The following is an 11908-nucleotide window of genomic DNA, read 5'->3' as shown; positions in this document are numbered from 1 at the left end:
CGGGGGCGTCATGGAACTGGGGATCGGTATCGGCTGGCGGCCGGAGATCGCGGCCGAGGTGGAGTCGCTGAGCGGGATCGACTGGGTGGAGGCGGTCGCGGAGAACCTCTGCGCCGACCACCTCCCGGACTCCCTGGTGCGGCTCCGCGAGCGCGGGGTCACGGTCGTGCCGCACGGGGTGGCGCTCGGCCTCGGCGGCGCGGACCGCCCCGCCCCCGACCGGCTCGCCGGTCTCGCGGCGCGCGCCGAACTGCTGGGGGCGCCCCTGGTGACCGAGCACATCGCGTTCGTACGGGCCGGGGGGCCGCTGACCGCGTCGCCGAGGCTGGAGGCGGGGCATCTGCTGCCGGTGCCCCGCACCTGGGACGCGCTGGACGTGCTGTGCGAGAACGTGCGGATCGCGCAGGACTCGCTGCCGGTGCCGCTCGCCCTGGAGAACATCGCCGCGCTGATCACCTGGCCGGGCGAGGAGCTCACCGAGGGGCAGTTCCTGGCGGAGCTGGTCGAGCGGACCGGGGTGCGGCTGCTGATCGACGTGGCCAATCTGCACACCAACCACGTCAACCTCGACCAGGACCCGGCGAAGGCGCTGGACGAGCTGCCGGTTGAGGCCATCGCGTACGTCCATGTGGCGGGCGGGGTCGAGAAGAACGGTGTCTGGCACGACACGCACGCCCACCCGGTGTCCGAACCCGTCCTGGAGGTGCTGGCCGAGCTGCGCTCCCGGGTCGATCCGCCCGGCGTGCTGCTGGAGCGGGACGACGCCTTCCCGCCGGGCGCGGAGCTGGCGGGCGAACTGGACGCGATCCGGGCGACGCTGCGGAAGGCGGCGCCCTCGGCGGACGCGGGACCGGACCGGGCGGCGGCCCGGAAGGCCGCCCCTTCGGCGGCCCGGGGGCCGGTCGCAGGCCCGGACCTGGCTCCCGCGTCCGACGACGGCGCCGGGGCCCGTACGGCCGCATCCGCCCCCGTGCCCGCCGGCACCCGTGACCGTACCGCCGTCGCACAGACCGCCCTGCTCTCCGCCCTGGTCGCCGGAACGCCCGCCCCCGAGGGCTTCGACCACCGGCGGCTGCGGGTGCAGAGCCGGGCGCTGGCCGCCAAGCGTGCCGACGTCGTCGCCAAGGTGGCCCCCGATCTGCCGGAGATCCTCGGCGACGGCTACCGCGCCGCGTTCCTCGCGTACGCCGGGAGCCGCCCGATGTCCGGTGGCTACCGCCGTGACGCCCTGGACTTCGCGGAGCACGTGCTCATCGCGGGCGGTCCCGCCGATCCGGTGGCGCGCCGCCGGCTGACGTACTGGTGGCAGGACCGGTCGGGTGCCCGGCCCCCGCGCCGTACCACCCGCCTGGTCCGGGCGGCCCGTGCCGTCCTCGTGGGGAAGTGACCGCCATGAACACGATCGCTCTGCTGGCGACCCTCGCGGTCGTCGTCTCGTCGGTGCTGCTCGTCGTCCAAGCGGTGGTCGAGCGGTCCCGCCGCCCCTCTCCGGGCTCCGGCGTCGCCCTGCACGACCTGTACGAGGTCGCGTTCCTGAACGGCGGTCCGGCGAGGGTCGTGGACACCGCTCTGACCGCCCTGCACGCGGATGGCCGGCTGGCCGTCGGCGGGCCCGGCATCGTCGCCGTCCAGCGGGCTCAGGCGAACGACCCGGTGGAACGCGCGGTGCTCCAGGAGCTGGCCGCCGCCCCGAACGGCGCCCTGCACGTCCTGCGGGAAGCGGTGATGCGGCACCCTGCGGTCCAGGAGGTCGGCGACGGGCTCGCGGCGCGCGGGCTGCTGGTGCCGCCCCACCGGCTCCGCCCACTGCGGCGGTGGGGGCTGACCCAGGCCATCGTGTGCATGATCGCGCTGCCGCTGAGCCTGCTGCTCACGTTCGTCCAGTTCGCCACGGACGACTCCCTGGACTTCTCGGTCCCGTTCATCATGAAGATGCTGCCCGCGATCGTGATCGGCTCGTTCACCGGGCTGATCGTCGCCAACTCCTCGGCAGGCCGCCTCACGGCATCGGGGCGCCACGCCTCCCAGTCGTTCCGGACCGCCTACGCCCACGTGGTGACCCCGGCCCACCTCGTCGCCACCCTGGGCCTGCGCGCCCTGCCGGACCCGGTGTTCCAGGCGCAGTTGCTGGCCGCGGCACGGCTGAGCGCTCCGCGTCGGCGGTCCTCCGGGCGCGTCGGCGGAGCCACGGCGACGGGGGTCACCGCCGTCGGTGTGGCGACGGTCTGGTGCGCCGCGTCCGGTCCGGGCGGCTCCAGTTGCGGCGGGTCGACCGGGGGCGGCTCCGGATCGAGCTGCGGGGGCGGCTCGGGGTGCTCCTCGGGGTCCGGGTGCGGAGGCGGCGGCGGGTCGAGCTGCGGCAGCTCCGGCGGCTCCAGTTGCGGAGGCGGGGGCGGCGGGGGCGGCTGTGGGGGCGGGGGCTCCTGAAGCGGCCCCCGCGGGCCTGAATCATTCGCGCACGTAAGGACTTTGATCGGCCGTCAGGGTGGATTCCGGTGACATTCCGGGGCGGTGCTGGACATATCCGCCTGACCGCCCGACCCTTCCTCTCCGCATCCGCAGAGAGGCCCCCGCGCGTGAGAACTGCTGCGCTCTACACATCGATCGGCTCCCTGGTCCTGTCCGCCCTCGCCGCCGCTCCGGCGGGGGCCTGGGAACGCCCTGGCTCCGCCGAGGCCCGGGGCACCGCGATCGCCGCCGCCCGGGCCACCGCCGCCGGGATCGACTTCGCCGCCTGCCCGGAGGAGGAGATGCTCCCGGACTCCCTGAAGTGCGGCACGGTGAAGGTGCCCCTCGACTACGCGGAGCCGGACGGGCGGCAGCTCGAACTGACCGTCAGCCGGACGCCCGCCACCGGCCCGGCGCAGGAGCGGCAGGGCGCGTTCGTCTACAACCCGGGCGGCCCCGGCGCGTCCAGCATCACCTTCCCGCTGGCCGGGGAGCTGCCGGAGTGGAAGGAGATCGCCGAGGCGTACGACCTGGTCGGCTACGCCCCGCGCGGGGTGAACGGCTCTTCCGCGTCGCTGAGTTGCCAGGACCCCGCCGCGTACACGAAGGGCCCGACCGAGGCGCCGACGCACCCGGCCCAGGAGTACAAGGAGCGGCGCGTCGCCCGGGCGAAGGCGTACGCGCAGGGGTGCGCGGAGCACGCGGGCGAGACGCTGCGGCACTACACCTCGCTGAACAACGCCCGGGACCTGGACGTGCTGCGGGCCGCGCTCGGCGAGAGCCGGCTGACGTTCATGGGGGCGTCGTACGGGACGTACTTCGGGGCGCTGTACGCGACGCTGTTCCCCTCCCACGTACGCCGCATGGTCTTCGATTCGGCGGTGGACCCGGACCCGGAGCAGATCTGGTACCGCTCCAACATGGGCCAGTCGCTGGCCTTCGAGACGCGCTGGGAGGACTTCCGCCGCTGGGTCGCCAAGCACGACGACGTGTACCACCTGGGGACCACCCCCGAGGCGGTGCAGCGGCGCTACGACGAGGTGCGCGCCGAGCTGGCGGTGAAGCCGGCGGGCGGCAAGGTCGGGCCCGGGCAGCTGCACTCGGCGTTCCTGGGGGCCGGTTACTACGACGACTACTGGGCGATGCGGGCGACGGCGCTGTCGGAGTACGTCCGGGGCAATCCGGAGCCGCTGGTCGCGCAGGCGTCGCCGCGCGCGGTGGCGGCGAAGGACAACGAGAACGCCCAGGCGGTGTACACGGCCGTCGAGTGCAACGACGCGCCCTGGCCCGAGGACTTCGAGATCTGGGACCGCGACCACACGGAACTGGCACGCGTCGCGCCCTTCGAGACCTGGGACAATGCCTTCTCGAACCTGCCGTGCGCCTTCTGGCCGGCTCCCCGGCAGCGGCCGCTGGACGTCCGCGTGGGGTGGGGCGAGCTGCCGCCCACGCTGATCCTGGCGGCGGAGCGGGACGCGGCGACCCCGTACAAGGGGGCGCTGGAGCTGCGGAAGCGGCTGCCCGGCTCGTCGCTGGTGACGGAGCGGGACGCGGGGACGCATGGCATCGGCGGGGCCGGGAACACCTGCGTCGACGATCATCTGCGCCGGTATCTGCTGACCGGCGAGGTGCCGGGGCGGGGTGCGGACTGTGCGGCGCACCCGGAGCCCAACCCCGTGTCGCTGGACTGACGTCGGGAGAGAACGGAGCGGGGGCCGCCGCACCTTTACGGTGCGACGGCCCCCGAAGCCGAACCCGGTGTCGCTGGAGAGGCGGACGGCACGATCGGTGCCCGGTGCCCGACTCTCTGATCTTCCGGGTTGGGGTGGTGCGGGACTCGCTGGTTATGCGAGCCCGGCCACCAGGTCTGCGACGCTCTTCCTGCGGCCCGTGTAGAACGGGACCTCCTCGCGCACGTGGAGCCGTGCCTCGGAGGCGCGCAGGTGACGCATCAGGTCGACGATGCGGTACAGCTCGTCCGCCTCGAAGGCGAGGATCCACTCGTAGTCGCCGAGCGAGAACGAGGCGACGGTGTTGGCGCGGACGTCCGGGTAGCCCCGGGCCATCTTGCCGTGGTCCGCGAGCATGCGGCGACGGTCCTCGTCGGGCAGCAGGTACCAGTCGTAGGACCGGACGAAGGGGTAGACGCTGATGTAGTCGCGGGGCGTCTCGTCGGCGAGGAACGCCGGGATGTGCGACTTGTTGAACTCGGCGGGGCGGTGCAGCGCCATGTTCGACCAGACCGGGTCGAGCGCGCGGCCGAGCTTGGTGCGCCTGAAGAGGTTGTACGCGTCCTGGAGCTGGTCCGCGGTCTCGGCGTGCCACCAGATCATGATGTCCGCGTCGGCCCGCAGCCCGGACAGGTCGTAGGTGCCCCGGACGGTGATGTCCTTGGCCGCGAGCTGGTCGAAAAGCTCCTGGACCTCGTCGGCGTAGCCCGCGCGGTCCAGCGGGAGGACGTCGCGCAGTTTGAAGACCGACCACAGGGTGTAGCGGATGACCTCGTTGAGGTCCTTGGCCTTCTTGCCGGCGTTCGGACTCTTGCTTGATGTCACAGTCTCAGGAGCACTCATACGGCTATTGTCCCGCCTCGCTCCCCGTGCCCCGAACCAGGGTCGGCGTGGCGATGATCTCGCTCGCGATCTCGTCGGCCGCGCGGCGGGCGCTCGCGATGCAGGCGGGGATGCCCACCCCGTCGTAGACCGCGCCGCAGACCCGCAGGGCGGGCAGCTTGGCGACCTCGTCGCGGATGCGGGCGACCCGGGTCAGATGGCCGACCGGGTACTGCGGCAGGCCGCCGATCCAGCGGGTGACCTCGGTGTCGACGGGCCGGGCGGTGAGGCCGGTGGCGGCGGCGAGGTCGCGCAGGGAGACGGCGACGAGTTCCTCGTCCTCGCGGTGGAGGTGGTCCTCCTCGCCGTAGCGGCCGACGGACGTACGGAGCACGAACAGGTCGGGGGCGGCGTCGGCGACCCACTGCCACTTGTTGCTGGAGAACGTGGACGCCTTGATCGTGTGCCCGTCGACCGGCGGCACCAGGAAGCCGGAGCGGCCGCGCAGGGCCTCGTACGCCTCGATGTCGGTACGCCGGAAGGCCAGGGTGACCAGGGCCATCGACGCGTACTCGACACCGGACAGCTCGGCGGAGGCGGCCGGGGACTCGGCGGCCAGCAGGGTGCCGGCCGACCAGGCGGGGGTGGCCAGGACGATGCCGTCGGCGGCGATGGTCCGGGTGTCGGTGCGGACGGCCCAGCCCGATTCCGTACGGGTCAGACCGAGGACGGGAGTCTCGGTGAGGATGTCGCCGCCCCCGGCCCGTACGGCGTCGCCGACGGCGGCCGGGAGGGTGCCGATGCCGCCCGCGATCCCCTGGAAGACGGGGCCGGTCTGCTGCCGGGTGGCGGCCCGCTCCTGGATGCGGCGGACGCCGTCGAGCAGCGGGCCGCCCTCCTTCACCGCCTCGAAGAGCTGGGGTACGGCGGCGCGCATCGAGATCCGGTAGGCGTCGCCGGCGTAGACCCCGCCGAGGAGGGGCTCCACCAGCCGGTCCACGACCTCGCGGCCGAGCCGGTCGGCGACGTACGCGCCGACCGCGACGTCGTCGCCGACGTGGGTCGGGGTGAGGTCGCGGTCCTCGGCGATCCGGGCCAGGCCTTCGGGGGACAGCACCTCGCCGAGGACCGCCGGGTCGCCGGGGACGCCCATGACGTGGCCCTTGGGCATGGGGCGCAGCGCGTCGCGCGTCCAGAGCGACGCGGTGGCGGTGGCGGGCGGCTGGAGCCGGTCGCCGAGGCCCACCGCCTCGGCCAGCGCGACCGCCTCGGGGCGCCGGGCGAGCATCGACTCGGCCCCCAGGTCGACCTGGACGCCCGCGATCTCGCCGGTCATGAGCTTGCCGCCGAGCCGGTCCGTGGCCTCCAGGAGGGTGACCCGCAGGCCGGTGGCGACCAGGTGGTGGGCGGCCGCCAGACCGGCGATGCCGCCGCCGATGACGACGACGTGCCCCGGGGGCGTTTCCGCACGCTGTTGAGAACGCTGCATGGGTCCACTCTCTCAAACCCGTACCGAGTCCCGACCGTGACCGCTTCGAAACCACCTCCCGGCAACCGGTGCCGGAGCCGCCGCGTCGAACGTTCACCATCAACGAACGTCCTGGGGGGACCAGTTATGGATGTGGAAGGCAAGAGCGGGCGATCGTTCGTCCGCGCACGTGCGGCGCTCGTGGCCGGGTCGCTCGGCCTGCTGCTCGCCGTCGGCGGCTGCGGGGCGTCGGGCGACTCGTCGGACGGCGCGAAGGCGGCGGACGGAAAGGCCGCGCCGCGCGAGGGGTTCACGGACGAGGGCGGGGCAGCCGCCTCCGCCGCGCCCGAGGAGCAGGCGGACGGGAAGGCGGCCGGGAAGAAGGCGGCGCCGAAGCCGGGGGGCACCCATGTGATCCGTACGGCCACGCTGTCCGTCGAGGTGAAGAGCGTCCCGAAAGCCGTGGCCGCCGCGCGCGGTGCGGCCGAGGGCGCGGGGGGCCTGGTCGCGTCGGAGAACACCGAGCGGCTCGACGACACCTATGAGACCTCGCATCTGGTGCTGCGGGTGCCGCAGGAGCGGTTCCAGGAGGTGCTGCGGGAGCTGGCGGGTTCCGGGAAGCTGCTGTCGCGCACCTCGAACGCGAAGGACGTCACCGATCAGGTGGTCGACGTGGAGAGCCGGATCTCCACCCAGCGCGCGAGTGTGGCGCGGGTGCGGGAGCTGATGGACCAGGCGGAGAAGATCAGCGATGTGGTGGCCCTGGAGGGCGAGCTGAGCAGCCGTCAGTCCGATCTGGAGTCGCTGCTGGCCCAGCAGGCGAGCCTGAAGGACCGGACCTCGCTGGCGACGATCACGCTGGACCTGACGCCGCCGGACGCCCCGGGCGACGACGGGTCGAAGGACGAGGACCCCGGGTTCCTGGACGCGCTGGGCGGCGGCTGGGACGCGTTCGTGACGATGCTGCGGTGGATCGCGGTGGCGTTCGGGGCCGCGTTCCCGTTCCTGCTCACAGCGGCCCTGGCGGTCGTGGTGTGGCGGGTGCTGCGGAAGCGCAAGGCCGACCGCCGTGCGGCTCCGGCGGTTACGGCGGCCCCGGCCGGGAAGGACGGTGCCTCGGCCTCCTGAAACGCTCCGGCGTCGTAGCGTGGGGCCCTGATTCGCCGATGCGGCGAACCGGCGGAAGGGACCCGGCATGGCAGCGGAGCGACTGGTGGTCATCGGCGGTGACGCGGCGGGCATGTCCGCCGCGTCCCAGGCCCGCAGGCTGAAGGGGCCGGACGCCCTGGAGATCGTCGCCTTCGAGCGCGGCCACTTCACCTCGTACTCCGCCTGCGGCATCCCGTACTGGGTGGGCGGCGACGTCGAGGCCCGGGACGACCTGATCGCGCGCACTCCCGAGGAGCACCGCGAGCGGGACATCGATCTGCGGATGCGGACCGAGGTGACCGAGCTGGACGTGGCCGGTCAGCGGGTGAAGGCGCTGGACCGGGAGAGCGGCGAGACGTACTGGACGGGCTTCGACAAGCTGGTGATCGCCACCGGCGCCCGTCCGGTGCGCCCGGCGCTGCCGGGGATGGACGCGGCCGGGGTGCACGGGGTGCAGACCCTGGACGACGGGCAGGCGCTGCTGGACTCGCTGGACGCGCTCGGCTCCCAGGAGCGGCCCCGGCGGGCGGTCGTGGTGGGCGCGGGGTACATCGGCGTGGAGATGGCCGAGGCGATGCTCAAGCGGGGCTTCGAGGTGACCGTCCTGAACCGGGGCGAGCAGCCGATGGCGACGCTGGACGCGGACATGGGGCGCCTCGTCCACGATGCGATGGACGGTCTCGGCATCACCACGGTCAACGGGGCGGCCGTGACGAAGATCCTCACGGGGCCCGACGGCCGGGTCACCGAGGTGGCGACGGACGCGGGGACGTATCCGGCGGACGTGGTGGTCCTCGGTATCGGCGTGGAGCCGGAGACGGGGCTCGCGCGCGACGCGGGCCTGCCGGTGGGGCCGCACGGCGGACTGCTGACGGACCTGGCGATGCGGGTCGTGGGCCACGACAACATCTGGGCGGGCGGCGACTGCGTGGAGGTCCTGGACCTGGTGGCGGGCCGCACCCGGCACATCGCGCTGGGCACCCATGCCAACAAGCACGGCCAGGTGATCGGTTCCAACATCGGGGGCGGCTACGGCACGTTCCCCGGTGTGGTCGGTACGGCGGTGAGCAAGGTCTGCGACCTGGAGATCGCCCGGACCGGGCTGCGGGAGAAGGACGCCCGCGCGGTGGGGCTGCGCTATGTCACGGCGACGATCGAGTCGACGGGGCGGGCGGGGTACTACCCGGGGGCGAAGCCGATGACGGTGAAGATGATCGCGGAGCTGCGTACGGGCCGACTGCTCGGGGTGCAGATCGTCGGCCGGGACGGGGCGGCGAAGCGGGTGGACGTGGCGGCGGTGGCGCTGACGGCCGGGATGACAGTGGAGCAGATGACGGCGCTCGACCTCGGCTACGCCCCGCCGTTCTCGCCGGTCTGGGACCCGGTGCTGGTGGCCGCCCGCAAGACGGTGGCGGCGGTGCGGGGCGCGGGGAACTGAACGCACCGGGGGCCGGCCTTCCGGCCGGCCCCCGAGGTATTTCAGCGCGCGGTCTGCTCGTGGACGTACCCCACGAGGCGGGTGAGCGCGTCCGGGTCCATGTTCGGCATGACGCCGTGGCCCAGGTTGAAGATGTGGCCCTCCAGTCCGGCGGCGGCGTCCAGCACCTCGCGGGTCTTGGCCTCGACGGCCGGGGTCGGCGCGAAGAGCACCGCCGGGTCGAGGTTGCCCTGGAGCGCCTTGCCGGGGCCGACGCGGCGGGCGGCCTCGTCCAGCGGGACCCGCCAGTCGACGCCGACGACGTCCGCGCCGGCCTCGCCCATCAGGCCGAGCAGCTCGCCGGTGCCGACGCCGAAGTGGATGCGGGGGACGTCGTAGGGGGCGACGGCGTCGAAGACCTTCGCGGAGGCGGGGAGCACCGCGCGGCGGTAGTCGGCGGGGGCCAGCGCGCCGACCCAGGAGTCGAAGAGCTGGACGGCGGAGGCCCCGGCCTCGATCTGCACCTTGAGGAAGGCGCCGGTGATCTCCGCGAGCCGGTCCACGAGGTCGGTCCAGAGCTGCGGGTCGCCGTACATCATGGCCTTGGTGCGCTCGTGGTTGCGCGAGGGGCCGCCCTCGACGAGGTAGCTGGCGAGCGTGAACGGGGCCCCGGCGAAGCCGATGAGCGGGGTGGCGCCCAGCTCGGCGGTGAGCATCCCGATGGCCTCGGTGACGTACGGGACGTCCTCGGGGGTGAGGTCGCGCAGCCGGGCCAGGTCGGCGCGGGTGCGGATCGGCTCGGCGATGACGGGGCCGACGCCGGGCTTGATGTCGAGGTCGATGCCGATGGCCTTCAGGGGCACGACGATGTCGCTGAAGTAGATCGCGGCGTCGACCTTGTGGCGGCGTACGGGCTGCAGGGTGATCTCGGCCACCAGCTCCGGCATCATGCAGGAGTCGAGCATCGCGATGCCCTCACGGACCTTCAGGTACTCGGGCAGCGAGCGTCCCGCCTGGCGCATGAACCAGACCGGTGTGTGCGGTACGGGTTCGCGCCGGCAGGCCTTCAGGAACGCCGAGTCGTGGGTGGCGTTGCGGACCGCGTCGAGGCTGGCGGAGGTCGTCGTCTGCTGGCCCGAAGGGCTGTCGTTGGCACTCACGCACAGAATCTTCGCACGCGCGCCGAAGGAGCCCGGCCCCGCACGGGTGTCTCTCCCTGCGCGCGGCCCGCCTTCCGCCTACTCTTCCCCGCATGGCTCCGGCTCAGGGACAGTTTTCCGATCATTCCGACGGCGTTGAAAGCAAGGACCGCGCGGAGGAGGGCCCTCCCGTGCCTCCCGCGTTCCTGGCGGCGGTCGACGCGCTGCGCTCGGCGCGGCTGCGACCGGAGCTGGAGGTGGAGGCGACCAGGCCGCCCCAGCGCCTCGCGCCGCACGCGTACGCCCTGGAGGCGGCGGTGGTGGACGGCGAGGACGATCTCGCGGACGGCAGACTGGTCCTGCTGCACGACCCGGCGGGGCACGACGCCTGGCAGGGCACGTTCCGGCTGGTGACCCTGGTCCGCGCGGAGCTGGAGCCGGAGATGGCGGCGGACCCGCTGCTGCCGGAGGTGTGCTGGTCCTGGCTGACGGGTGCGCTCGACGCGCGCGGCCTGTCGTACGGGGAGGCCGGCGGGACGGTGACACGCGCCGGATCGCACTACTTCGGTGCGCTCTCCGCGCGCCGTCCGGCGACCCAGATCGAGATCCGCGCCTCGTGGACGCCGAGGGAGTGGCGCGGCGGCATCCCGGACACCGCGTCACACCTGATGGCCTGGGGCGATCTGCTGTGCCAGATCGCGGGGCTGCCGCCGACCGATCTGTCCGACGCGGCGGTGGTGACGCTGCCGCAGCGGCGCGGGCCGCAGGTTTCGTAACACTCCGTCACCCGTATCGCACATACGCCGGATCTCTTTTCGTACAATCGATCGCGCGTCCTATTTGCCCGAATTGTTACTCACCAAATCGTGATCTTCCCCTAAAGGAGGACGGGTCCGCTGCCGAAGAGGTCAATGACCCTTCAAGCACGGTTCGCCCCCGGCTTCACCCCCGAGCCGGCCCGTCCCGCCACTCCCCCAGGAGGCCTGGTGTCCGTTCTCCTTGAGCAGCCCGCAAGCCTGGTCGCCTACCGCCCGAACAAGCCGACGGCCATGGTCGTCGTGGCCGACCCGCGCGTCCGTTCCACCGTCACCCGCCATCTGTGGGCCCTCGGAGTACGTGACGTCATCGAGGCGTCGTCCATCGCGGAGGCACGTCCCCGCGTCGGCAACCCGCGCGACATCTGCATTGCCGACGTCCACCTGCCCGACGGTTCCGGGCTGACCCTGCTGTCCGAGACCCGCGCCGCAGGCTGGCCCAACGGTCTCGCCCTCTCCGCCGCCGACGACATCGGCGCCGTTCGCAACGCCCTCGCGGGCGGCGTGAAGGGCTACGTCGTCACCGGCACCCGAACCAACATCGGCCACCCCACCCGCCCCGGCGTCGCCCCCATCGGCGCCAACGCGGCCCGGATGCACCGCAGGCCTCCCGGCTCCCCGAGCCACCCGGGCGGCTACCGCGAACTCTCCGGACGTGAGGTGGAGGTCCTCCGCCTGGTCGCCGAAGGCCAGTCCAACAAGGCCATCGGTGTCTCGATGGGCCTCTCCGCCCTGACCGTCAAGTCCCACCTCGCCCGCATCGCCCGCAAGCTCGGCACCGGAGACCGCGCCGGAATGGTCGCCGTCGCCCTGCGAACGGGCATCATCCACTGACCGCACCCCCGCCGGGACGTGCACCGATGCGCCTCCGGCTGGATTACGTGCATGGCCGCCCGTCGACGGAACGTTCCGTCGACGGG

At 73.2% G+C, this 11908-nt stretch carries 10 protein-coding genes; 7 read left to right on the top strand and 3 right to left on the bottom strand.

Features of this window, described 5'->3' with window-relative positions; all coding sequences use genetic code 11:
• The first annotated feature begins 10 nt into the window (after nucleotides 1-10).
• From WQO_RS27900 to WQO_RS27890, 3 genes are all read left to right on the top strand, one after another.
• Nucleotides 11-1387 carry an MbnB/TglH/ChrH family RiPP precursor modification enzyme gene (locus WQO_RS27900; protein WP_010059402.1) on the top strand — a complete coding sequence of 459 codons (1377 nt, stop codon included), beginning with the start codon at nucleotides 11-13 and terminating at the stop codon, nucleotides 1385-1387.
• 5 nt (nucleotides 1388-1392) lie between these two features.
• Nucleotides 1393-2427 (top strand): TIGR04222 domain-containing membrane protein, encoded by a 1035-nt coding sequence (locus tag WQO_RS27895; protein WP_010059404.1) that lies wholly within the window; start codon nucleotides 1393-1395, stop codon nucleotides 2425-2427.
• A 149-nt stretch (nucleotides 2428-2576) separates the two neighbouring features.
• Complete coding sequence (locus WQO_RS27890; RefSeq protein WP_010059406.1) at nucleotides 2577-4139, top strand: alpha/beta hydrolase; 1563 nt, start codon at nucleotides 2577-2579, stop codon at nucleotides 4137-4139.
• A gap of 153 nt (nucleotides 4140-4292) precedes the next feature.
• On the opposite strand, the gene hemQ is transcribed toward WQO_RS27890, so the two are convergent.
• Both hemQ and hemG read right to left on the bottom strand, forming a co-directional pair.
• A complete protein-coding gene (gene hemQ / locus WQO_RS27885; protein WP_029182178.1) occupies nucleotides 4293-5021 on the bottom strand; it encodes a hydrogen peroxide-dependent heme synthase in 729 nt (242 codons plus the stop codon).
• A gap of 4 nt (nucleotides 5022-5025) precedes the next feature.
• Nucleotides 5026-6489: a protoporphyrinogen oxidase gene (gene hemG / locus WQO_RS27880; protein WP_010059409.1), complete on the bottom strand. Its 1464-nt coding sequence runs from the start codon at nucleotides 6487-6489 to the stop codon at nucleotides 5026-5028.
• Nucleotides 6490-6615: 126 nt separating this feature from the next.
• Here hemG and WQO_RS27875 point away from each other — a divergent pair, with 126 nt between their 5' ends.
• Nucleotides 6616-7596: a DUF4349 domain-containing protein gene (locus WQO_RS27875; protein WP_010059410.1), complete on the top strand. Its 981-nt coding sequence runs from the start codon at nucleotides 6616-6618 to the stop codon at nucleotides 7594-7596.
• Between the two features lie 67 nt (nucleotides 7597-7663).
• Nucleotides 7664-9055: an FAD-dependent oxidoreductase gene (locus WQO_RS27870; protein WP_010059411.1), complete on the top strand. Its 1392-nt coding sequence runs from the start codon at nucleotides 7664-7666 to the stop codon at nucleotides 9053-9055.
• A 41-nt stretch (nucleotides 9056-9096) separates the two neighbouring features.
• Here the strand turns inward: WQO_RS27870 and hemE are convergent, their stop codons facing one another.
• Entirely contained in the window at nucleotides 9097-10194 is a 1098-nt protein-coding gene (hemE, locus tag WQO_RS27865; RefSeq protein WP_010059412.1) for a uroporphyrinogen decarboxylase, read from the bottom strand.
• A 92-nt stretch (nucleotides 10195-10286) separates the two neighbouring features.
• On the opposite strand from hemE, the gene WQO_RS27860 reads away from it, so the two are divergent.
• Both WQO_RS27860 and WQO_RS27855 read left to right on the top strand, forming a co-directional pair.
• Nucleotides 10287-10949 (top strand): DUF3000 domain-containing protein, encoded by a 663-nt coding sequence (locus tag WQO_RS27860; RefSeq protein ID WP_029182179.1) that lies wholly within the window; start codon nucleotides 10287-10289, stop codon nucleotides 10947-10949.
• A 210-nt stretch (nucleotides 10950-11159) separates the two neighbouring features.
• A complete protein-coding gene (locus WQO_RS27855; protein ID WP_003965521.1) occupies nucleotides 11160-11822 on the top strand; it encodes a response regulator transcription factor in 663 nt (220 codons plus the stop codon).
• Nucleotides 11823-11908: the final 86 nt, after the last annotated feature.

The organism is Streptomyces globisporus C-1027 (assembly GCF_000261345.2).
Lineage (GTDB): Bacteria > Actinomycetota > Actinomycetes > Streptomycetales > Streptomycetaceae > Streptomyces > Streptomyces pakalii.
Note: the sequence above shows the minus strand (reverse complement) of the source record. Positions and strands in the feature narration are given on the sequence as shown.